Raw genomic sequence first — 21,545 nt, forward strand, 5'->3', positions numbered from 1 at the left:
GACCGCCACCGCACGCAGATCGCTCACCCGGCCAGCCTGCCGTACCGCAGGAATAGGCTCGCAGCGTGGGAGACGAGCGCCTGGCGGAACGGCTGCGGGCCCGCGGCCTGCGGCTGACCGCCCAGCGGCAGCGCGTGCTCGAGGCGGTGAGCGCGCTCGAGCACGCGACGCCGGAGGCGATCGGCGCGCGGCTGCGCGAGGAGGCCGGTCCGGGCGGCGCGGCGCCGGACACCTCGACCGTCTACCGCAACCTCGAGCTGCTGGAGCGGCTCGGCCTCGTCTGGCACACCCACCTCGGCAAGGGCGCGCCGGTCTACCACTCCGCCGAGCACCCCCACCTGCACGTCGTCTGCCAGTCCTGCGGCGAGGTCTCCTCGGTCGCGCCGGACCTCCTCGACGGCGCGGCGGAACGTCTGGCGGCCGAACTGGGTTTCACCGTCGACGTCGGTCACGTGGCCCTCTCCGGGACGTGCCGCGCGTGCCGCGAACGAGCCGGATCGGAGCATCCCTGATGACCTCACCCCTCCTGTCGCGCCCGGGCGCCGTGCAGGTCGAGGGCGGCACCGTCGCCGCCCACTACGGCGACCCGCTGCGCGAGCAGCGACTGCTCGCCGAGGGCGCCGGGCTGATCGACCGCAGCGACCGCGACGTCCTCGTCGTCCCCGGCCCGGACCGGCTCTCGTGGCTGCACAGCATCACCAGCCAGCACCTCGACCGGCTCGCCGAGGGTGCCGGCACCGAGGCGTTGGTCCTCTCGCCGCACGGGCACGTCGAGCACCACCTGGTCCTCGCGGAGCTCGGCGGCACGACGTGGGCCGACGTCGAGCCGGGCACGGGCGCCGACCTGCTGGCCTTCCTCGATCGGATGCGGTTCATGCTCCGGGTCGAGCCGGGGCTGGTGACGCCTGACTGGGCCGTGCTGAGCCTCGTCGGGCCGAAGGCCCCGGAGGCCCTCGCCGCCGCGGGTGTGCCGGTGCCCGAGGGCGTCGCGGCCCTGGACGACGGCGGCCTCGTCCGCCGCATGCCTCCGCTCGGCGACGGCGGCGCCACCGCCTTCGACCTGGTGGTCCCCCGGGGCGACCTGGCCGGCTGGGCCGACCGGCTGGCCGTCGCCCTGGCCGGCATCGACGCGTACGAGGCGCTGCGCGTGGAGGCGCGCCGTCCGCGGCTGGGCCTCGACAGCGACCACCGGACGATCCCCAACGAGCTGCCGTGGCTGCGCACCGCCGTCCACCTGGACAAGGGGTGCTACCGGGGGCAGGAGACCGTCGCCCGGGTGCACAACCTCGGCCGGCCGCCGCGGCGGCTGGTCCTGCTCCACCTCGACGGCGTCAGCGAGGTGCTCGCCGAGCCGGGGACGCCGGTGATCACCGGCACCCGCGAGGTCGGCCGGGTGGGCACCGTCGTGCGCCACCACGAGCTGGGCGTGATCGCGCTGGCGCTGGTGAAGCGCTCGGTCGGACCGGACACCCCGCTCGCGGTCGGCGACGCCGTCGCGGCCGTGGACCCCGACGACCTCGTCGAGACCGCGGACGACACGAGGGAAGCCGCCCGCGCCAGGGTGCAGGCAGTGCGGTCTGCGACGATCGGCCGGTGATCCCGCACACCCTGCTCACGGTCGCGCCGACCGGGGCCGAATCGGCGAAGGCGGACGTGCCCGCGCTGCCGGTGACCGTCGACGAGGTGGCGGCGACCGCGCGGGACTGCCAGGCCGTCGGCGCCGCGGTGATCCACCTGCACGTCCGCGACGAGGACACGCGGCCGACGCTGGACCTCGGGCGGGTGCGCGAGGTCGTCGCGGCGGTGCGCGACTCCAGCGACCTCGTCGTCCAGCTCTCCAGCGGCGGCGCGGTCACCGATCCGTTCGACGCGCGGCTCGCGGTCCTCGACGCCGCCCCCGATGCGGCGTCGCTGACGCTCGGCACGGTCAACTTCGGCCGCGACGTCTTCAGCAACCCGTGGGACCTGATCGTCGAGCTGCACACCCAGATGCAGCAGCGCGCGATCGTGCCCGAGTACGAGGTCTTCGACCTCGGCCACCTGGCCACCCTGCAGCGGCTGCTGGACAAGCACGGCCCACCGCACGGCGGGCACGTGCACGTCGACTTCGTGATGGGCGTGCCCGGCGGCATGCCCGGGACGACGCAGGCGCTCGCGGCCTGCCTGCCGCACCTCCCGTCCGGTGCGACCTTCGCCGCGACGGGGGTGGGCCGGACGTCGCTGCCGGTGATGCTGGCGGCACTGTCCGCCGGCGGTCACCTGCGGGTGGGCATGGAGGACACGCTCACCTACGCTCCGGGCGAGCCGGTGCGCGACAACACCCAGCTCGTCGCCCGGGCCGCCGGCCTGGCCCGCATCGCGCAGCGCCCGCCGATGACCGCCGACGACGCCCGACGCTTCCTGGGGATCGAGGAGAAGCCATGAGCCCGAAGCCCGCTCCTGCCGGGGGTGCCGCCGTCGACGCGCTCCTCGAGCCCGCGTTCCTGGAGAACGCGACGCGGCAGCCCATGGGGGAGGTGCGCCGGCTGCGCCGCGAGGCAGAGCAGCAGGAGGTCAACCTCTCCTACACCCGGCGGCTGCTGCAGGGGCGGCTGGACATCGTGCGGCGGGAGCTGCAGCGCCGCGCCGAGGACGACGGCCGCTCGCTGGTCGACCTGCTGCCCGAGATCCTCTCGGAGAAGGGTCGCGGCCCGGCGCACGGCCTGGGCCGGCACCAGACCGTGCAGCCGCACGCCCCCGAGGAGTACGAGTCCTGGGTCAACTCGCTGACCGGGGGCGTCGACCTGTCGGCCATCACCGAGCTCAGCGACGCGAAGCTGCAGAAGGCGGCCAAGGCGCTCGCGGACGCGGAGCTGGGGCTGTCCGAGCGGCGGCGCGGCGTGCAGCAGGTGATGGACGGCCTGGCGGCGGAGCTGGGCCGCCGCTACCGCGACGGCGAGGCCGACGTGGCCGCGCTGCTGGCCGACGAGGGCAGATGAAGGACCCTCTTGCCCCCCATCGCTCGCAGGCTCGCGGTGGGACCCTGCACGGGGGCCGCTGGCCCGACAACCCGATCCTCGTGGAGGTCTGGCGGTCGGGATTCCTGGAGTCGGTGCACCGCGGGTCTTTGGTGGTGCTCGACGCGGACGGCGAGGTGCTGCTGGCGGCCGGTGCCGTCGACCGGCCCACGCTGCCCCGGTCGTCGAACAAGCCGGTGCAGGCGACCGCGTTGCTCGCGGCGGGCTGGACGCCGCGATCGGGGGAGGAACTGGCCATCGGCGCCGGCTCGCACAGCGGCGAGGACGGTCACCGCGAGCTGGCAGCCTCGATGCTCGCGGCCGTCGGGCTGGGGGCGGACGACCTGGGCTGCCCGCCCGCCCTGCCCCAGCACGTCGGCACGGAGTCGGCGTGGATCGTCGCCGGCCGGAGCCCGGAGCGGCTGGCCATGAACTGCTCGGGCAAGCACGCCGCGATGCTGGCGGCCTGCGTGGCTGCCGGGTGGTCGGTGGAGGGGTACCTGGACCCGGCGCACCCGTTGCAGCAGGCGGTCGAGGCACGGCTGGCCGAGGCCGCCGGGGAGCCGGTCACCGCGGTCGTCGTGGACGGCTGCGGCGCGCCCCAGCACGCGCTGTCGCCCCTCGGTCTGGCACGCAGCGTGCTGGGTCTCGTGCAGGCGCCGGAGGGCAGCCGCGAGCGGGCGGTCGCCGACGCGATGCGCGCCCACCCGTGGTTCGTCGCCGGCACCGGACGGGAGGACACCGACCTCATGACGGCGGTGCCGGACCTGCTGGTGAAGGGTGGTGCCGACGGCGTCCACGTCGCCGCCCTGCCGGGCCGGGGTGCGGTCGCGCTGAAACTCGACGACGGCGGCGACCGGGGCCGGACGCCTTCCCTCTGCGCCGGCCTGCGGCTGCTCGGCGTGCCCGAGGACGTGCTCGCACCCTGGTTGCAGATCCCTCTCTCCGGAGGCGACGGAGTGGTGGGCGAGGTCCGCGCTTCCGACGTCATGCGGCGCTGAACTGCACCTTCCCGTGTGACGGGCCTCACGGCGGTGTGCTAGCTACTGCGCTTGCAACTGCTAGCACCGCCGACTACCGTCGTATCCGTGCAGACGCCCGGAGAGTTCGTCCGTGAGCAGGTGACGACGGTCCGCGAGAAGGTGGACCGGGTCGCCGGCAGCGTGGCGGAGTCGGTCGCCCCCTCGCAGGTGGGCGACTTCATCCGTGAGCAGCGCAACGCCGCTCGGGTGTCGTTGCGCGAGCTGGCCCGCACCGCCGGTGTCAGCAACCCGTACCTGTCCCAGGTGGAGCGGGGGCTTCGCAAGCCGTCAGCGGAGATCCTCGCGTCGATCGCCCGGGGCCTGAAGATCTCCGCCGAATCGCTCTACGAGCAGGCGGGCATCCTCGACCGGCGCTCCGGGAACCCGGACACCGTGGCGGCGATCCGGTCGGACGACGCCCTGTCCGAGCGCCACAAGGCGGTCCTGCTCGAGCTCTACGAGACCTACGTCCGCGAGCACCGGGCCGCCGCAGCCCAGACCTCTTCCCAGCCACAGACCCCCACCTCCAAGGAGTCGGCATGACCCCCACCCAGACCGTGAAGCAGTACGGCGAGTTCGCCGTCACCCACGCCAAGCCTGCCGTCCTCGCCGTCATCGGCGCCGGCGACCTGGCCGTCGAGCGCGCCAAGACCGTGTTCGGCTCGTTCGTCTCCAAGGCCGGCGCCCAGGTCGTGGCCCTGCCGGGCGAGGCCCAGGTCCAGGCCGACCTGGCCGTCAAGGAGGCCCGCACCCGGGCCACCGAGGCCGCCGGCAACGCCCGCACCACGGCCCAGCAGCTCGCAACCGCCGTTCGGCCCGAGACGCTGAAGACCACCGTCGCGGGCCTGGTCGAGACCGCCCGCACCCAGGCGGCCGCCACCGTCGAGACCCTCGCCGAGCGCGGCGCCGAGGTCGTCGAGGACCTGCGCCGTCAGCCGGCCTTCCGCCGAGTCGTCCGTCGCGCCGAGCGCGCCGTGGACACGGTCGAGGACACCCTCGAGGACGTGCTCGAGGAGACGGCCGAGGCCGTCGTCGAGGCGTCCAACGAGGTCACCTCGGTGGCGCAGAAGACCGCTGCCAAGGCCACCAAGGTCGCCACCAAGGCCGAGGACAAGGTCGAGGCCGCCGCCGAGAAGACCAAGGGAGCCGCCGAGGAGGCCGTCGAGGCCCCGAAGGCCGCCAAGAAGGCTGCACCGGCCGCACGCAAGAGCACCACGGCTGCCCGCAAGGCGCCGGCCAAGGCGACCTCCGCCCGGGTGACCCGCGCCCGTGCCGCCAAGCCGGCGAACCCGACCGCGGTGCCCGCCAAGAAGAGCTGACGTCGCGAGCCGACGTCGGACCACCGACCAGGGCCCCGGAGCTGCGATCCCGCGCTCCGGGGCCCTGTCGCGTCCACCGGCACGTTCTTCCGGGGGACGTCGATCGGTCGATGGGCGGAGTTCCGCGGGGCGTGCCGGGTACGCTCCCGGTCATGCGCTGGTTCGACTTGTGGGTCTACACCGCCCTCTACTGGGGTGCGCTGGCGCTGACTCTGTGGGCCTTCGTCGACTCGCTGGTGCGCCCGGCCCCCGCCTTCGTGGCCACCGGGAAGCTGACCAAGCCCGGGTGGGCGGCGATCACCGGCGTCTCGGCCGCCGTCATCTTCTACTTCACGCCGATGAGCATCCTCGGCCTGCCCGCCGTGATCGCCGCGATCGTCTACCTGGTCGACGTCCGGCCGGCGGTGCGCGGACTGCCCCGCGGCAACAGCTGGTGACCGTCAGTCCGACGGGATGAGCACCCACAGCAGCAGGTAGGCGATGAACTGCGGGCCGGGGAGCACGCAGGAGACCACGAACGCAAGGCGCAGGCCGTTCGGCGACAGGCCGTAGCGGCGAGCGATGCCGGCGCAGACGCCGGCGATCACGCGGTTCCGCGAGTCGCGGCGGAGGGCGTACGGAGTAGGCGAGCTCATGCCTGCTGACCCTACGGTCGAACGCATGGAGCTGCGGGCCGTGCGCGGGGACATCACGACCGTCGACGTCGACGTGATCGTGAACGCGGCCAACCCTGGTCTGCTCGGCGGGGGCGGTGTCGACGGGGCGATCCACCGCGCGGGCGGACCGGAGATCCTCGCCGAGTGCCGCTCGATCGCGGCCCGCCTGGCCGACCACCGGCTGCCGCGGGGCCAGGCGGTCGCGACGACGGCGGGCCGACTGCCCGCGCGCTGGGTGGTGCACACGGCCGGGCCCATCTGGTCGGCGTCGACGGACAGGTCGGCGGTGCTGCGGTCGTGCTACACGCAGTCGCTGCGGGTGGCCGATGAGCTGGGGGCGCGCACCGTGGCCTTCCCCGCGATCTCGACCGGCGTCTACGGCTGGCCCCTCGAGGACGGTGCGCGCCAGGCGGTGGCCGGCGTGCGGGCCGCTCGCGTCGAGCACGTGCGCGAAGTGCTGTTCGTGCTGTCCAGCGACCGGGCGCTCGCAGCCTTCACCGATGCGCTGCGGCTCAACGACTGAAGACGCCGGCGGGCGGCTCGGGGGACGGGACGGCGTCGGAGTCCCTGATCGGCTTCGCCCTGCCGACGAACCGGCGGAGGTCTGCCCCGTGGACGACGCGGGAAGACATCGGGTCGCGCGCGCAGGCACGGATCAGCCCGTCGATCGGCAGCTCGGCACCCGAGGCCACGGCGACCAGGTTGCCGAAGCGCCGTCCGCGGAACGTGCCCGGTTCGGCGATGAGGCAGACGTGCCCGAAGACCTGCTCGAGCGTCGCGACCTGTCCGCGCGCGAAGGCGAGAGGCGGGCCGTCGGCGACGTTCGCGATGTAGGTGCCGCCGGGACGCAGCACCCTGCGCACGTCCAGGGCGAACTCCTCGCTGGTGAGGTGGGCCGGCGTCCGGGCGCCGGCGAAGACGTCACAGATGACGACGTCGGCAGACCTGTCGCGGTGAGCGGCGAGTCCGGCGCGCGCGTCGGCGGCGCGGACGCGGATCTGCGCCCGGCGGGGGAGCGGCAGGTACTCGCGAACCAGGTCGGTGAGCGGCTGGTCGAACTCGACGACCCGCTGACGGGACCCAGGCCGGGTGGCCGCGACATAGCGGGGGAGCGTCAGCGCGCCACCGCCGAGATGGACGACGTCCAGCGGCGCAGCCGTGTCCGGCCCGATGAGGTCGAGCACGTGGCCCATGCGGCGTACGTACTCGAACTCCAGGTGTGTCGGGTCGTCGAGGTCGACGTGGGACTGCGGAGTGCCGTCGACGAGCAGCATCCACGAGCCGTCACGATCGGCGTCGGCGAGGAGCTCGGCGGTGCCACCGTGGACCTCGACCGGCCCGGGGGGCGCCCTCATCGGCCGCGGAGGAGCGCTTCAGAGGCGGGGTCGCCCTCGACGGTGACCGCGGCCGGCCGACCCCAGAGGCGGAGCAGCAGCTGGGTCGTGTCGCCGGCGAGATGTGCGTCGGCTCCGCTCGGCGGGTGCGCCGTCACGGTGACGTGTCCGCGGTCCACGCGCACCGTCCACCGGCGACCGGTGTCCGTGGCGGTGACCGTCACCACGGCGTCGGCGGTGCTGAGGGGTGCCGTGTGCGCCCATCGTGGGACGACGACGGTGAGCAGTTCGTCGACGCCGTCCTCGGCGAGCGCCGGATCCAGGGGCGCATGGCCGGTGCCGGCGGCGGCTTCGAGGTCCATGCGGTGGACGGCGAGCTCGTGCGCCTGGCGCCGGGCCCATGACCGGGCGGTCTTCTCCGCTGTGGGGCTCATGTGCCAGGCGGGCGCGTCCGGGGGCGTGGTGCGCAGCGCCGTGACGAGCTCGGCCAGTCCGGTGCCGTACCAGTCGATCAGGTCGTTCGGGGGCGGGGTCTGCATCGCCTCTCGCAGTGGGGGATCGGTGCGTCCCGCGCGCAGGATCGCCGTGGCCCAGCGATGGACGGTGCCGAGGTGGCCGACCAGGTCGCGGGCGGTCCAACCGGGCACCCAGGGCACGGTCGTGTCGAGGCGATCGGTCGCGGCGGTGAGCCCTGCCTCCAGCTGCTGAGCCAGGATGCCGACTCGCTCACCCTCCTCGACCACGGCTTCGACGCAGCGCTGGCGCAGCGCTTCGTCGACGGGCGTGGTCACGCCGTCATGGTGCACGACGAGCAGCCGGACCCGGACGGCGCTCAGAACGGTGCGGGGTCGTCGGTGTGGTGGGCGGGTGTGGGTGGTCGGCCGAGGACGCGTTCGCGGAGGGTGAGTCCTGGTCGGGGTGGTTGTGCGGGTGGAGGGGGTGGGAGGTCGTCGGTGCCGTAGGGCTGGGGGTGGGTGGTGATGGTGTGCCCGCCGGGGGTGGTCCATTGCAGGCCGCCGTCGGGGCGTCGTTGCATGCGCCAGCCGGGTGCCTGGTGGCTGAGTCGGTGGTGGTGGCGGCACAGGCAGCAGAGGTTGTCGGCGCTGGTGGGCCCGAGAGGCCAGGGCTGGTTGTGGTCCAGATCGCAGCGGATGGCGGGGGTGCGGCAGCCGGGGAACCGGCAGCGCCGGTCGCGGGCGCGGACGAACTTCTGCAGGGCCGTGGCCGGGGCGTAGCCGGGGGTCGGGCCGGGTGGGTCGAGGGCTTGGCCGGTGCGGAGTCCGGCGGCGGTGGTCAGGGCCAGCAGTTGACCGGTGAGTTCGTCGACGACGGCGAGAGCCGGCAGGTGGGCCAGCGCGGTGCCGGTGACGGCGCGCAGGTCCAGCAGTTCGGCCAGCGCCGCCCGCGCCGCCGGCTCGGCGGTGGCCTCGGTGGCGGTGGGCTCGGTGGTGGCGGGCTCGGTGGTGGCGGCCTCGGTGGTGGCGGGCTCGGTGGTGGCGGGCTCGGTGGTGGCGGGCTCGGTGGTGGCGGGCTCGGTGGTGGCGGGCTCGGTGGTGGCGGGCTCGGTGGTGGCGGGCTCGGCCGGCGGGGGTGGGGTGCGGGGGAGCAGGCCGAGGGCGGCGGCCAGCGCGCGGACCATGGCCGCGGGGATCGGGTGGCCGTCGAGTTCGCCGGGGTCGTCGCCGCCGCTCATCGTGTTCACCCCGGCGATCAGGGTGAGGGCGATCTGCACCGGTGGATGGTTCGCGTCCGGGCGCAGGATCAGGTCGACCAGGCAGTCGGTCATCCGCTGGTCCTGGGTGCGCGGGTCGTCGGGGGTTCTGCTCGCCGCGGCGTAGGCCTGCAATGCCCGGTAGCAGGCCGCCAGCACCGGGGTGGACAGGCCGGTGGCGGTCAGCGACCCGACGCCGTCCCGGCCCGGATGGGTCTGGACCTGCCGGTCGCCGATGGCCCGGGCCGCGCGCCGCAGGGCCGCGTTGGGGTCAGCCTTGAGCACCGCCCGGCGGGCGGCGGCGCGCAGCTGGGGCACGGTCTTGTCCGCCGCCCGGGCCAGCAGCCGGGCCTCGACCGCGGCGCGCACGGCCGGGTCGGTCAGCACCGGGAGGACCTCGGTGAGCATCACCGCGTGCGTCCAGGAGATGACTCCGGCCTGGCACGCGTCCAGGGTGGCCGGCAGCAGCTCGACCAGGATGACCGACTGCTCCAGCAGCCTGGCCGCGGCCTGGGCGGACAGGGTCAGCCGGGCCATCACCTCGTCCACGGCCCACTCGCTGACCTCGGTCAGCACCGCCGGGCGGGCCGCCCGCGAGGCCGCCGCGGCGGCGCCGGCCTCGTCGTCGGGGCGGTCCATCGCCGCCGCCGGCCGGCACGCGGCGAACGCGGCCAGCGCCCGCGCCTGCACCGCGGCCAGCCGGCCCTGCTCCCCGAACGCGGCCGCCGCGACATCCAGGTGACCGGCGCCGGTCTCCAGCAGCTGTCGCAGGCCCCGCGGGTCATCGCCGTCGGGCCGGTGGCCGGCGCGCTCGACGGTCCACACCTCGCCGGCAGGCGGATGGCCCACATCGATCAGCGGGGGGCGCTCCGCCCTCCGCCAGGCCCGCATCCCCGCCTCCAGGCGCGACCCCCGGTCGCTCCGGTCGAGGAGAAGCTCATCGAACATGCGTTCGATGATAGCGCTGGGCCCGGCCTTCTGACCAGCCGAAACGGCTCCTGTGGACGAGCTGGTCGCCTGTGGACAGGCTCGTCGCGGGTGTCGGTCCGTGAGCTCATGCTCGCCGCATGAACGAACTCGACGAACGCCTCAGACCGGCGCGACGGCCGACCAGCGAACCGTCACCTCCCCGTGCCGCCACCGCCGAGAAGACCCGACCAGCGGCCACCCTTCCTCCGCGAGTGCCTCGACGGCCGCAACCCACCGCTGGCGCGGCCCGAAGGTCGACAGTCCGGCCGCGGCCGCCCAGGCGGCGTCGAAGGCGCGCAGGAAGTCGTGGATCGGCTGTCCGGGCACGTTGTGGTGGATCAGGCCTTTCGGCAGTCGCTCGGCGAGATCGGAGGGCGTGGCGATGTCGGCCACCCGCACGGAGAACGTCAGGGTGAGCGGGCCGTCGGCGTCGAGGGCGACCCAGACCGACCGCCGTCCCCACTCGTCGCAGGTCCCCTCGACGATGACCCCACCGGGCCCCAGAGCGGCCCGCATCGTGTCCCACGCCTGGGCCGCCGACCGCTCGTCGTACTGCCGCAGGACGTTGAACGCGCGCACCAGCACCGGCTGCAGACCGGCCAGCTCGAAGCCGCCCACCCGGAAGTCGACGCGGGGCGGATCGCGATCCGCCTCGACGGCGGTCACCCGGGCCGGATCGATCTCCAGACCCACGACCTCGAGCCCCGCCACCTCGGGGCCCAGCCGCTCGACCAGCTCGAGGGTCGTCACGGCCGAGGAGCCGTATCCCAGGTCGATGACGAGCGGGCGCGGGCAGTCGCGCAGCCGCGGCACCTGCGTGGCGAGGATCCACCGGTCGACGCGGCGCAGGCGGTTGGCGTTCGTCGTCCCCCGGGTGGGCAGGCCGAGGGCGCGAGCCCGGCCGGCCGCCAGTCGCGGCGCCCTGCGGCGCGGGAGCGGGGACAGCGATGCCCGGTCCTTGTGGTCGCTCCGAGCCTCGCTCACCGGTCCCGAGGGTAGTCGCGGTTAGCGTGGGGGCGTGCAGGTTCGACGCGACGTCCGGCTGGCGGAGCTCACCACCCTCCGCGTCGGCGGTCCCGTCGAGCGCCTGGTCGAGGTGACCGACGCCGAGGAGCTCGTCGCAGCGGTGCGCGAGGCGGACGAGGCCGGGCGCCCGCTGCTGGTCCTCGGCGGGGGGTCCAACATCGTCGCCCCGGACGACGGCTGGCCGGGGGACGTGGTGGCCGTCCGGAGCCGGGGCATCGACCGCGACGGTTCTCAGCTGGTCGTGGCGGCCGGCCACGACTGGGACGAGCTCGTCGCGTACACCGTCGCCCACGACCTCGCCGGCGTGGAGGCGCTGTCGGGGATCCCGGGTTCGACGGGTGCGACCCCGGTGCAGAACGTCGGTGCCTACGGCCAGGAGGTAGCCCAGACGATCACCGCGGTGCGCGTCTACGACCGCGCCGAGAAGAGCGAGCGCACCCTCTCACCGCAGGAATGCGGATTCGCCTACCGCGACAGCCGGCTCAAACGGAACCCGTCGCGCTTCGTCGTCCTCGACGTCACCTTCGTGCTGGACGAGAGCCCGCTCTCGCGTCCTGTCGGCTATGCCGAACTGGCCCGCACCCTCGGCGTCGAGCTGGGGGAGTCGGCTCCACTGGCCGACGTCCGCGAGGCGGTGATCGCGCTGCGTCGCGGCAAGGGCATGGTTCTCGACGCCGACGACCCCGACAGCCGCAGCGCGGGCTCGTTCTTCACGAATCCGATCGTCCCGTCCGAGCGGGCCGTCGCCGGCTGCCCGAGCTGGCCGGCGGGCGACGGGCAGGTCAAGCTGAGCGCGGCATGGCTGGTGCAGCACGCCGGCTTCGGCCGTGGGACGCGGCAGGGCAACGTCGGGACGTCGTCGCGCCACAGCCTCGCCCTGACCACGGCACCCGGGGCGACGGCGGCCGAACTGCTCGACTTCGCCGGCCGCATCGTCGCCACCGTGCAGGGGGAGTTCGGCGTCACCCTCGAACGCGAGCCGACGGCCGTCCGGCCCTAGGAGGGGTCCCGGGCGACCTTGTGCTGCGCGGCCTGGGCCAGCGGGCGCACCACGAGCAGGTCGACGTTCACGTGGTGCGGCCGGGTGATCGCCCACGCGATGCAGTCGGCGACGTCCTCGGCGACCAGGGGCTCGCGCACACCGCGGTAGACCTCGTCGGCCGCGTCCGCGGAACCCAGCCGGTTGAGCGAGAACTCCTCTGTTCGCACCATCCCCGGCGCGATCTCGACCACTCGGACGGGCTCGCCGTTCAGCTCGAGCCGCAGCGTCTCGGCCAGCGTGTGCACGCCGTGCTTCGCCGCCGTGTACGACGCCCCGCCCTCGTAGCTGATCAGCCCCGCGGTCGAGCTGACGAACACGACGTCGCCCGCACCGGACGAACGCAGTGCCGGCAGCAGCGCTTTGGTCAGTCGCACGGTGCCGAGCACGTTCACCTCGTACGTCCGCGCCCACGAGTCCAGGTCCGCCTCGGCCACGGGCAGCGCGTCGAACGCGCCCCCGGCGTTGTTGACCAGCACGTCCACCCGGTCCAGAGCGGCGGCGAAGGAGGCGACCGACGACGGGTCCGTCAGGTCCAGCGGCAGTGCCCGCGCACCGATCGAGTCGGCGAGCGGGGTGAGCCGGTCCATCCGCCGCGCCCCCAGGACCACCTGGAAGCCTTCGGCGGCCAGCCGCGAGGCGGTGGCCGCCCCGATGCCGCTCGAGGCACCCGTCACGACGGCGGTGCGGCCGGCGCCGGGCAGCGTGCGGACGGCGGGGGAGTGGGATGCGTCGGGACCGGGCATGAAGCCCATCCTGACGTTGTTGCAGGATTGGACGACGTCAGGGGGCCACGGGTCCCGCCGAACCGGAGATCGAAGAGCGGGAGGAATGGCCGTGCCCGCTCGCCGTTTCTCCCGCCCCGGCGCGCCCCGGCGGGTGGCGACCCTCTCGGTGCACACCAGCCCGCTCGACCAGCCCGGCGCCGGCGACGCCGGCGGCATGAACGTCTACATCGTCGAGGCGTCCCGTCGCCTGGCCGCCCGCGGCATCGCCGTCGACATCTTCACGCGTGCCACCTCCAGCGACCTGCCGCCGGTGGTCGAGATGTCCCCGGGGGTGACGGTCCGTCACGTCAGCGCGGGGCCGTTCGAGGGGCTGGACAAGGACGAGCTGCCCGGGCAGCTCTGCGCCTTCACCGCCGCCGTCCTGCGCGCGGAGGCCCAGCACGAGCCGGGCTACTACGACGTCGTCCACTCGCACTACTGGCTGTCCGGTCAGGTCGGGTGGCTGGCCCGGGACCGCTGGAGCGTGCCGCTGATCCACACCGCGCACACGCTGGCCAAGGTGAAGAACGAGGCGCTCGCCGACGGCGACCGCCCCGAGCCGCGAGCCCGCGTCATCGGCGAGGAACAGGTGGTCGCCGAGGCCGACCGGCTGATCGCCAACACCGACGAGGAGGCCCGTCAGCTCGTGCGCCTCTACGGCGCCGACCCGCACCGCACCCTCGTCGTCCCGCCCGGTGTCGACCTCGACCGCTTCTGCCCCGGCGACCGCGCCTCCGCGCGGCGGGCGATCGACGTCCCCGACGACGCCCTGGTGCTGTTGTTCGTCGGCCGCATCCAGCCGCTGAAGGCTCCCGACGTCCTCCTGCACGCCGCGGCCGAGATGCTCACCGCGGACCCCTCGCTGCGCCGGACGCTGCGCGTGCACGTGGTCGGCGCGCCCAGCGGGTCCGGCCTCGAGGCGCCCGAGCAGCTCCAGAAGCTCGCCGGCGATCTCGGCATCGCCGACGTCGTCACCTTCTTCCCGCCGGCCCCCGCCGAGCGGCTGGCCGACCACTACCGGGCCGCCGACGTCACCGTCGTCCCCAGCCACAACGAGTCCTTCGGCCTCGTCGCCCTCGAGTCGCAGGCGTGCGGCACCCCGGTCGTCGCCGCCGCCGTCGGCGGCCTGCGCACCGCCGTCCGCGACGGCGTCTCGGGCGTGCTCGTCGACGGCCACGACCCGCGGGACTACGCCGCGGCCGTCCGAGCCGTGCTCGGACGGCGCCAGTTGCTGCGCGCCGGCGCCCGTCGCCACGCGGGGCTCTTCTCCTGGGACCGCACGGCGGACGCGCTCGTCGCGGCCTACTCCTCGGCCATGGAGGAGATGGCCGGCGCCCCGCGCCCGGTCCGGCGCCGTGCGCTCGGCCCGCTGTGGGTGGTGCCGGGAGTGCAGGTCGCCCGATGAGCGAGGAGCGATGACCGAGGGGGTAGTCGCCCGGCTGGACGCGGTCATCGACGCCGCCCTGCGCGACGGCGAGCTCACCCACGAGCATCCCGAGCCGGGTAGATGGCTGGTCGATCTGCCGGGCACCAAGAAGCTCAAGACGGTCTGCGGTCTGATCGTGGGCGAGCACGCGCTCCGGGTGGAGGCGTTCGTCTGCCGCCAGCCCGACGAGAACCGGGAGCAGCTGTGGACGTTCCTGCTGCAGCACAACGCCCGCATGTACGGCGTCGCGTACTCGATCGACAGGGTCGGTGACGTGTACCTGACCGGCCGCCTGCCGCACGCCGCGGTCACCGTGGACGAGATCGACCGCATCCTCGGCGCGGTCCTCAGCTACGCCGACGACCACTTCAACGCCATGCTCGAGATCGGTTTCGGCACCTCGATCCGCCGCGAGTGGGAGTGGCGGGTCAAGCGCGGGGAGTCGCTGCGCAACCTCGAGGCCTTCGCCGCGTTCGCGGACCCGACCCGCCACGCCTGATCACGACCGAGGCGTGACCGAGACCTCCGCGTCCGTCGTGCCGGCGGAACCCGTCGCCGCCGGTCATCGACCCCGCTGGTGGGTCCTCGCCACCATGACCGTCTGCCTGCTCGTGGTGATCATGGGCAACACGATCCTCAGCGTCGCGCTCCCCACCCTCCAGCGCGATCTCGGCGCGACGCACGGCGAGCTCCAGTGGGCCATCGACGCCTACATCCTCGTCTTCGCCGGGCTGCTGTTCACCTGGGGCGTGATCGGGGACCGCATCGGCCGTCGGCGGGTGCTGCTCGTCGGCCTGACCGTGTTCGCCGTGGGATCGACCTGTGCGGCGTTCTCCACCAGCCCGCTCGAGCTCATCGCCTGGCGCGCGGTCATGGGGATCGGCGGTGCCGCGGTCCAGCCGACCACCCTCGCGGTCATCACCAACGTGTTCCCGCCCCGCGAACGGGCCCGCGCCATCGGCGTCTGGGCCGGCACCGCGGGGATCGCCGTCGCCGGCGGTCCCCTCGCCGGCGGTGCCGTCCTCCAGCACTTCTGGTGGGGCGCGGTCTTCCTGATCGGCGTCCCGGTCGCCGTTCTCGGGATCGTCGGCATCCTGGCCGTCGTCCCCGAGTCGAAGGACCCGGCGCCCGGCCGGGTCGACGTCCTCGGGGTGCTGCTGTCCATCGTGGCGCTGGCCGGCCTGGTCTACGGGATCATCCGCGGTGGGGAGGGCGGCGGATGGACGACGCCCGGCGTGCTCGTCCCCCTGCTCGGCGGCCTGCTGCTCCTCGCACTGTTCGTCTGGCTGCAGCGGCGGTCGGCGCATCCGGCGCTGGACGTCTCGCTGTTCCGCAGCCCGGGGTTCTCCGCGGCGGCGGGCGCCCTGGGGCTGAACTTCTTCGCCCTGCAGGGCGCGACCTTCTACCTCGTCTACTACCTGCAGGGAGTGCTCGACTACGACCCGCTGCAGAGCGGAGCGGCGCTCATCCCGGTGGCGGTCGGGATGGCGATCATGAGCCCGCGCAGCTCGATGCTCGCGCTGCGCTTCGGACCGAAGCTGGTCTGCGGCACCGGTTTCCTGCTGATCACGCTCTCGTTCGTCGGCTTCCAGCTGCTCGACGAGCGGGCCCCGGTCGGCTTGATCATCGCCATCCTGGCCGTCCAGGGCGTGGGCATGGGCTCGGTGATGGCGCCGGCCACCGAGTCCATCATGTCGGTCGTCCCCCGTGACAAGGCCGGGGCGGGGGCCGCGGTGAACAACTCGGTGCGGCAGATCGGCGGGGCGCTGGGTGTGGCCATCCTGGGCTCGCTGCTCTCCGCGTCCTACTCGGCGCACCTGGGCCGCGCGGTCGACGTCCTGCCGCCCGGCGACCGCGCCGAGGCCGGGCAGTCGATCGTCGGAACCCTCGAGGCGGTCCGCCGGGCCGAGGCGGCCGGTGACCCCGAGCTCGCCCGGGCGGCCGGCGACATCGTCGGGCCGGCCCGGGAGGCCTTCGTCGCGGCCATGCACGTCACCGCTGTGGGCACCGCGATCGCCTCACTGGTGGCGGCCGCCGTCGTCTTCGTCTGGTTGCCCGGACGCCGGCCCGCGCGGGCGCGTTCCCTCACGGACCGACCCCGAGGTGCAACTCACGGTTGACGACGGCAACGGGCGCATCGCAGGGTTTCCCGTGCCCGACGACCGATCCGCATCGACACCCGGCCGCCGGGACCCCTTCGCGCCGCTGCTGGAGAATCCGCTGGCCGCGCTCCTCCGCGCGCACGCCCGCGCCGGGGCGGCCACGCACGCCGTGCCGACGGCCGGCGCGCCGCAGGCGGTCACGCGCTACGACGACGGCCGGCACCGGATCAACCTCGGCTCCAACAACTACCTCGGTCTGGCCGACGACCCGCGGGTGATCGCGGCCGCGACGGCCGCCGTCCGGCGCTACGGCACCAGCACCTCCGGCAGCCGCGTGCTCAACGGCACGACCCGCATGCACCTCGAGCTCGAGGAGCAGCTCGCCGACCACTACGGCACCGAGGCGGCGGTGCTCACGTCGTCGGGGATCAACGCGAACATCGCCCTGCTGTCCACGGTGGGCAGTCCCGGTGACGTACTGCTCGTCGACGCGCACGCCCACGCCAGCGTGCACGCCGGCGCCGCCGCGAGCCGCGGCACCGTCGTACGGTTCCGGCACAACGACCTGACCTCGCTGCGCCAGCGCCTCGACGGCCTCGAACCGCGCGCCGGCGCGGTCGTCGTGGTGGACGGCGTCTACTCGATGACCGGCGAGACCGCGCCGCTCGCCGAGATGGCGCTGCTCTGCGACCGGTTCGGCGCCCGCCTCGTGGTCGACGAGGCGCACGGTCTCGGGGTCCTCGGTGCCCGGGGGCGGGGTGCGGTCGAGCAGGCCGGCGTCCTCGACCGGGTGGACGCCGTGACCGTCGCCTTCAGCAAGTCGCTGGCCAGCATCGGCGGGGCGGTGATGACCAGCCGTGCGGCCGCCGACGGGATCCGCGCGTCGGCGGTGCCCTACGTGTTCAGCGCCGCGAACGACCCCGCCGCGGTCGGCGCCGCGCTGGCCGCGCTGCACGTCCTGCGCACCGAGCCGGACCGGATGACCAGGCTGCGCGAGAACGGCGCCCTGCTGCGCACGGCGCTCGCCCGGGCCGGCACGCCGCCGATGGCGGGCACGGGTGCGGTCATCGCCGTCGGCACCGGGGAGGCGGAGGCGACCGCGGCCGCGTGGCGCCTGGCCTTCGACGCCGGCGTGTACTGCAACGCGGTCGCCTACCCCGCCGTCCCCCGCGGCAAGGGCGTGCTGCGGCTGTCGGTCATGGCGACGCACACCGGGGCGCAGCTGCAGCAGGCGGCCGGGATCATCGCCGCGGCGGTCCAGCACGTGCAGGCGGAGGCGCCCGACGCCGCGGCCGCGCTCGTCTGAGCGGTGGACGTCGGCCGCGGCTAGCGTGGCCGTGATGGCGGACAGCGGGCCCGAGGCCGAACGCCGCGGACGCGCGCTCATCGGCGTGGTCGCCGCCTCGGCGCTGGCCTACCCGCTGGTCGTCTGCGCCGTCCAGCTCGGCTTCGCCCAGGTGCTCACCGTCGACGTCGCCGTGATCGTCGTCTGGCTGACCGTCGCGGTCCTCTGCAGCATGGCGGTCGTCGCCGTCCTGCGCTGGGGCGCGGCGCTGCCGGTGCGCAGTCCCTGGCTGCTGCTCGGGCTGGCGCCGCCGGCGCTCTACGAACTGTGGCTGCTGTGGCCCCGGCTGGCGTCCTGAGCCCGGTCCGGCAGGATGATCGCGTGACGACTCCTCCGGGCACCCTCATCCTGCTCCGCCACGGCGAGAGCGAGTGGAACAAGGCGAACCTGTTCACCGGCTGGGTCGACGTCCCGTTGTCGGAGAAGGGCCGGGTCGAGGCCGCGCGTGGCGGCGAGCTGCTGGCCGAGCACGACCTGCTGCCGGACATCGCGCACACATCGGTGCTCAAGCGCGCCATCGCCACCGCCGAGCTGTCGCTCGCCGCCGCCGACCGCCAGTGGATCCCGGTCAAGCGCTCGTGGCGGCTCAACGAGCGGCACTACGGCGCGCTCCAGGGCAAGGACAAGGCCGCGACTCTCGCCGAGTACGGCGAGGAGCAGTTCATGATCTGGCGCCGGTCGTACGACACGCCACCCCCGCCGATCGACCCGAGCGACCAGTACTCGCAGGACGGCGACCCGCGCTACGCGATGCTGCCGTCGGAGGTCCGCCCGGCGACCGAGTGCCTGGCCGACGTCGTCGTCCGCATGCTCCCGTACTGGTACGACGCGATCGTGCCCGACCTGCGCACCGGCGCCACGGTGCTCGTGGCCGCGCACGGCAACAGCCTGCGCGCGCTGGTGAAGCACCTCGACGGCATGGGGGACGACGAGGTGGTCGGGCTGAACATCCCGACGGGAGTGCCGCTGCGCTACGACCTGGACGACGACCTGAAGCCGGTCCGGCCCGGTGGCGAGTACCTCGACCCGGACGCGGCCGCCGCCGCCATCGAGGCGGTCAAGAACCAGGGCAAGAAATAGCGGACCCCTCTGCCCCACCCCTCGCAGGCTGGGAGCGGGACCTGCCAGAAGGGCCTCAGCTCGCGCTGACCGTCGTCCCCCGTTCGCCGGTCACCAGGTACACGACCCGGCGCGCGACGCTGACCGCGTGGTCGGCGAACCGCTCGTAGTAGCGGCCGAGCAGGGTGATGTCGATCGCCGTCTCGACGCCGTAGGGCCAGTCGTCGGACAGGAGCTGCCGGAACAGTCCGCGGTGCAGGCGGTCCATCGCGTCGTCGTCGGACTCCAGCTCGCGGGCGGCGTCGACGTTGCGCGTCGCGATCACCGTCCCGGCCTTGGCGACGAGCATCTCGGCGACGTGCCCGGCCTCGAGGAACGCGGGGCGGACCTCCTGCGGGACGGCGTGGTCCGGGAAGCGCATCCGGGCGACCTTCGCGATGTGCTCGGCGAGGTCCCCCATGCGCTCGAGGTCGCTGGCGATGCGCGTCGCGACGACGATCGTCCGCAGGTCGGTGGCGACCGGCTGCTGGCGCGCCAGCAGGGTGAAGCAGCGCTGGTCGATGCTCTCCCGGGTGGCGTCGATCTGCTCGTCGCCCGCGATCACGAGGTCGGCGAGCGCGACGTCCGCGTCCAGCAGGGCGGTGGTGGCGGTGCTCATCTGCGAGCCCACCGTGTTCGCCAGCTCGACCAAGCAGTTGCGGATGTCCTCGAGTTCCTCGAAGTAGCTCTCGCGCATGTCCCGTCCTCCCGTTGAGCGTCGACCCCGAGGGTAGGACCGCCGGGCCACCCGATCTCACTTCCCCGGTGAACGGGCGCGGACACGGAGATGAACACTGACCCGTACGAGCGGGTGAACCCCACCGGTTCGAGCCGTTCCAGGCGTTCGCCGACCTAGCATCGGGTACGTGAGTCCGCTGGTCGCCCTGGTGGTCGGCCTCGTCCTGGGCGGGGTCGTGGCCGCCACGGTCATCCTCCGCTTCCGGCGCGCCGACGGCGTCGAGCCCGACCGCGCGGTCGCCGGGCTGCCCGAGGCGGCCCTCGCGCGGCGACTCGTGGACCTCATGGACCCGGCCGTCGTCCTGGTCGACGTCGACGAGTCGGTGCTGCTGGCCAATCCGGCCGCGCGCGCCCTCGGCATCGTCCGCGGGGACCGTCTGCTCGTCCCCGACCTGGTCCATCTGGCGCAGGAGGTCCGGTCCGGAGGCAGCCGCCGTGCCGACGTGCGCCTGCCGGGCGACCTCGTCGGGTCGGGCCCCCGCCTCGTGGGCGTGCACGGCGTGCGCCTGCACAGCGGTACCGCCCCACCGCCCGGGCCGGTGGCCCTCGTGCTCGAGGACATCACCGAGGCGCACCGCGTCGAGGCGGTCCGCCGCGACTTCGTCGCCAACGTCGGCCACGAGCTCAAGACACCCGTCGGCGCCCTGGCCCTGCTGGCCGAGGCCATCGAGCAGGCGGCCGACGACCCGGAGGCGGTCCAGCGCTTCGCCGGCCGGATCGCGCACGAGGCCGACCGGCTGGGCCGGCTGGTCCGCGAGGTCATCGACCTGTCCCGGTTGCAGGGCGGCGAGCCGCTGCCCGAGCTGGTGCCCGTCGAGGTGGACGGCGTCGTCGCCGAAGCCGTGGACCGGACCCGCACGGCAGCCCGCGCGAAGGGCCTGGACATCGCCGTCGGCGGCGAGTCCGGGCTGGTGGTGCGTGGCGTCGAGAGCCAGCTGGCCACCGCGGTCACCAACCTGCTGGCCAACGCGGTCGCCTACAGCGTCGGGGAGGGGCGCATCGCCGTCGCCGCCCGCGCCCGGTCGGGGTTCGCCGAGATCGCCGTGACCGACAGCGGCATGGGCATTCCCCGCAAGGACCGCAACCGTGTCTTCGAGCGCTTCTACCGGGTCGACCAGTCGCGGGCCAGCAGCACCGGCGGGACCGGGCTGGGCCTGGCGATCGTCAAGCACGTGGCCACCAACCACGGCGGTTCGGTCAGCGTGTGGAGCGAGGAAGGCCTCGGCTCCACGTTCACCCTGCGCATCCCGCTGGTGGCGGGCGTTCCCGCCCCGGTCCGCGCTCCCGAGCAGATGGAGAAGGAACACTCATGACCCGTGTGCTGGTGGTGGAGGACGAGGAGTCCTTCTCCGACGCGCTGTCCTACATGCTGCGTCGGGAGGGCTTCGAGGCCGTCGTCGCACCGACCGGCAACGACGCCCTGGCGGAGTTCGACCGGGGCGGCGCCGACATCGTCCTGCTGGACCTCATGTTGCCGGGCCTGCCCGGTACCGAGGTCTGCCGGGCGCTGCGCAGCCGCAGCAACGTGCCGATCATCATGCTCACGGCCAAGGACGCCGAGATCGACAAGGTCGTCGGCCTGGAACTCGGCGCCGACGACTACGTGACCAAGCCGTACTCGGCGCGGGAACTGGTGGCCCGCATCCGGGCCGTGCTGCGCCGCCGCACCGACGTCGCCGAGGCGCCTTCCGAGGACGGCGTCCTGGAGGCCGGGCCCGTCCGTATGGACGTCGAGCGGCACGTCGTCGCCGTGGACGGCGCGTCGGTGGCGCTGCCGCTGAAGGAGTTCGACCTGCTCGAGTACCTGCTCCGCAACGCCGGCCGGGTGCTCACCCGCGGACAGTTGATCGACCGGGTCTGGGGGTCGGACTACGTGGGCGACACCAAGACCCTCGACGTCCACGTCAAGCGGCTGCGCGCCAAGCTCGAGCCCGACCCCGCGAACCCGAAGTACCTGCTCACGGTGCGGGGTCTGGGCTACAAGCTCGAGGCGTAGG

At 74.1% G+C, this 21,545-nt stretch carries 25 protein-coding genes; 18 read left to right on the top strand and 7 right to left on the bottom strand.

The genetic code is table 11. From position 1 onward, the window contains the following. The first annotated feature begins 65 nt into the window (after positions 1-65). The 8 genes from MVA48_RS18405 (at position 66) to MVA48_RS18440 (ending at position 5,774) form a co-directional block, all read left to right on the top strand. Positions 66-512, top strand: coding sequence for a Fur family transcriptional regulator (locus tag MVA48_RS18405; protein ID WP_246982330.1), 447 nt, complete (start codon positions 66-68; stop codon positions 510-512). Next, positions 512-1,597 (top strand): CAF17-like 4Fe-4S cluster assembly/insertion protein YgfZ, encoded by a 1,086-nt coding sequence (ygfZ, locus tag MVA48_RS18410; RefSeq protein WP_246982332.1) that lies wholly within the window; start codon positions 512-514, stop codon positions 1,595-1,597. Before MVA48_RS18405 ends, ygfZ begins: the two co-directional genes overlap by 1 nt. Beyond that, positions 1,594-2,424: a 3-keto-5-aminohexanoate cleavage protein gene (locus tag MVA48_RS18415; RefSeq protein ID WP_246982333.1), complete on the top strand. Its 831-nt coding sequence runs from the start codon at positions 1,594-1,596 to the stop codon at positions 2,422-2,424. Before ygfZ ends, MVA48_RS18415 begins: the two co-directional genes overlap by 4 nt. Next, positions 2,421-2,978 carry an RsiG family protein gene (locus MVA48_RS18420; RefSeq protein ID WP_246982334.1) on the top strand — a complete coding sequence of 186 codons (558 nt, stop codon included), beginning with the start codon at positions 2,421-2,423 and terminating at the stop codon, positions 2,976-2,978. The genes MVA48_RS18415 and MVA48_RS18420 overlap by 4 nt, the downstream gene beginning before the upstream one ends. Next, a complete protein-coding gene (locus MVA48_RS18425; protein ID WP_246982335.1) occupies positions 2,975-3,997 on the top strand; it encodes an asparaginase in 1,023 nt (340 codons plus the stop codon). Before MVA48_RS18420 ends, MVA48_RS18425 begins: the two co-directional genes overlap by 4 nt. An 87-nt stretch (positions 3,998-4,084) precedes the next feature. Continuing rightward, positions 4,085-4,561 (top strand): helix-turn-helix domain-containing protein, encoded by a 477-nt coding sequence (locus MVA48_RS18430; protein WP_246982336.1) that lies wholly within the window; start codon positions 4,085-4,087, stop codon positions 4,559-4,561. Further along, complete coding sequence (locus MVA48_RS18435) at positions 4,558-5,337, top strand: hypothetical protein (protein ID WP_246982337.1); 780 nt, start codon at positions 4,558-4,560, stop codon at positions 5,335-5,337. The genes MVA48_RS18430 and MVA48_RS18435 overlap by 4 nt, the downstream gene beginning before the upstream one ends. Before the next feature lie 152 nt (positions 5,338-5,489). Beyond that, positions 5,490-5,774, top strand: coding sequence for a DUF2516 family protein (locus MVA48_RS18440; RefSeq protein ID WP_246982339.1), 285 nt, complete (start codon positions 5,490-5,492; stop codon positions 5,772-5,774). A 3-nt stretch (positions 5,775-5,777) separates the two neighbouring features. On the opposite strand, the gene MVA48_RS18445 is transcribed toward MVA48_RS18440, so the two are convergent. Continuing rightward, positions 5,778-5,972 carry a PspC domain-containing protein gene (locus MVA48_RS18445; RefSeq protein ID WP_246982341.1) on the bottom strand — a complete coding sequence of 65 codons (195 nt, stop codon included), beginning with the start codon at positions 5,970-5,972 and terminating at the stop codon, positions 5,778-5,780. Positions 5,973-5,997: 25 nt separating this feature from the next. Between MVA48_RS18445 and MVA48_RS18450 the strand changes: the two genes are divergently transcribed. Then, complete coding sequence (locus tag MVA48_RS18450) at positions 5,998-6,516, top strand: O-acetyl-ADP-ribose deacetylase (RefSeq protein WP_246982343.1); 519 nt, start codon at positions 5,998-6,000, stop codon at positions 6,514-6,516. Here the strand turns inward: MVA48_RS18450 and MVA48_RS18455 are convergent. From MVA48_RS18455 to MVA48_RS18475, 4 genes are all read right to left on the bottom strand, one after another. Continuing rightward, positions 6,506-7,348 carry a spermidine synthase gene (locus MVA48_RS18455; RefSeq protein WP_246982345.1) on the bottom strand — a complete coding sequence of 281 codons (843 nt, stop codon included), beginning with the start codon at positions 7,346-7,348 and terminating at the stop codon, positions 6,506-6,508. The genes MVA48_RS18450 and MVA48_RS18455 overlap by 11 nt on opposite strands. Beyond that, positions 7,345-8,118 carry a maleylpyruvate isomerase family mycothiol-dependent enzyme gene (locus MVA48_RS18460; protein ID WP_246982347.1) on the bottom strand — a complete coding sequence of 258 codons (774 nt, stop codon included), beginning with the start codon at positions 8,116-8,118 and terminating at the stop codon, positions 7,345-7,347. The genes MVA48_RS18455 and MVA48_RS18460 overlap by 4 nt, the downstream gene beginning before the upstream one ends. 41 nt (positions 8,119-8,159) lie before the next feature. Then, positions 8,160-9,986: an HNH endonuclease signature motif containing protein gene (locus tag MVA48_RS23810; protein WP_305852265.1), complete on the bottom strand. Its 1,827-nt coding sequence runs from the start codon at positions 9,984-9,986 to the stop codon at positions 8,160-8,162. A gap of 141 nt (positions 9,987-10,127) precedes the next feature. Continuing rightward, positions 10,128-10,991, bottom strand: coding sequence for a class I SAM-dependent methyltransferase (locus tag MVA48_RS18475; protein WP_246982349.1), 864 nt, complete (start codon positions 10,989-10,991; stop codon positions 10,128-10,130). 34 nt (positions 10,992-11,025) lie between these two features. Between MVA48_RS18475 and MVA48_RS18480 the strand changes: the two genes are divergently transcribed. Beyond that, positions 11,026-12,033: a UDP-N-acetylmuramate dehydrogenase gene (locus MVA48_RS18480; RefSeq protein WP_246982351.1), complete on the top strand. Its 1,008-nt coding sequence runs from the start codon at positions 11,026-11,028 to the stop codon at positions 12,031-12,033. Here the strand turns inward: MVA48_RS18480 and MVA48_RS18485 are convergent. Further along, on the bottom strand, positions 12,030-12,818 hold the full coding sequence (locus MVA48_RS18485; RefSeq protein ID WP_246982353.1) for an SDR family oxidoreductase: 789 nt from the start codon (positions 12,816-12,818) through the stop codon (positions 12,030-12,032). The genes MVA48_RS18480 and MVA48_RS18485 overlap by 4 nt on opposite strands. Before the next feature lie 85 nt (positions 12,819-12,903). Between MVA48_RS18485 and mshA the strand changes: the two genes are divergently transcribed. The 6 genes from mshA to MVA48_RS18515 are packed head-to-tail and all read left to right on the top strand — an operon-like array spanning position 12,904 to position 18,792. Beyond that, positions 12,904-14,244, top strand: coding sequence for a D-inositol-3-phosphate glycosyltransferase (gene mshA, locus MVA48_RS18490; RefSeq protein ID WP_371821159.1), 1,341 nt, complete (start codon positions 12,904-12,906; stop codon positions 14,242-14,244). 10 nt (positions 14,245-14,254) lie between these two features. Further along, positions 14,255-14,764, top strand: a complete 510-nt coding sequence (locus MVA48_RS18495) for a YbjN domain-containing protein (RefSeq protein WP_246982358.1) — start codon at positions 14,255-14,257, stop codon at positions 14,762-14,764. 13 nt (positions 14,765-14,777) lie between these two features. After that, positions 14,778-16,385: an MFS transporter gene (locus MVA48_RS18500; RefSeq protein WP_246982359.1), complete on the top strand. Its 1,608-nt coding sequence runs from the start codon at positions 14,778-14,780 to the stop codon at positions 16,383-16,385. Between the two features lie 31 nt (positions 16,386-16,416). Beyond that, positions 16,417-17,673 carry an aminotransferase class I/II-fold pyridoxal phosphate-dependent enzyme gene (locus MVA48_RS18505; RefSeq protein ID WP_246982360.1) on the top strand — a complete coding sequence of 419 codons (1,257 nt, stop codon included), beginning with the start codon at positions 16,417-16,419 and terminating at the stop codon, positions 17,671-17,673. A gap of 34 nt (positions 17,674-17,707) precedes the next feature. Then, entirely contained in the window at positions 17,708-18,010 is a 303-nt protein-coding gene (locus MVA48_RS18510; RefSeq protein WP_246982361.1) for a hypothetical protein, read from the top strand. A 23-nt stretch (positions 18,011-18,033) separates the two neighbouring features. Next, complete coding sequence (locus MVA48_RS18515) at positions 18,034-18,792, top strand: phosphoglyceromutase (protein ID WP_246982362.1); 759 nt, start codon at positions 18,034-18,036, stop codon at positions 18,790-18,792. A gap of 55 nt (positions 18,793-18,847) precedes the next feature. On the opposite strand, the gene phoU is transcribed toward MVA48_RS18515, so the two are convergent. Then, complete coding sequence (gene phoU / locus MVA48_RS18520) at positions 18,848-19,507, bottom strand: phosphate signaling complex protein PhoU (RefSeq protein ID WP_246982363.1); 660 nt, start codon at positions 19,505-19,507, stop codon at positions 18,848-18,850. A gap of 169 nt (positions 19,508-19,676) precedes the next feature. On the opposite strand from phoU, the gene MVA48_RS18525 reads away from it, so the two are divergent. Together MVA48_RS18525 and MVA48_RS18530 are read left to right on the top strand one after the other, a co-directional pair. Beyond that, positions 19,677-20,861, top strand: a complete 1,185-nt coding sequence (locus MVA48_RS18525; protein WP_246982364.1) for a sensor histidine kinase — start codon at positions 19,677-19,679, stop codon at positions 20,859-20,861. Continuing rightward, entirely contained in the window at positions 20,858-21,544 is a 687-nt protein-coding gene (locus tag MVA48_RS18530) for a response regulator transcription factor (RefSeq protein ID WP_246982366.1), read from the top strand. Before MVA48_RS18525 ends, MVA48_RS18530 begins: the two co-directional genes overlap by 4 nt. Position 21,545: the final 1 nt, after the last annotated feature.

It is taken from the genome of Blastococcus sp. PRF04-17 (assembly GCF_023016265.1).
In the GTDB taxonomy this organism is placed as follows: domain Bacteria; phylum Actinomycetota; class Actinomycetes; order Mycobacteriales; family Geodermatophilaceae; genus Blastococcus_B.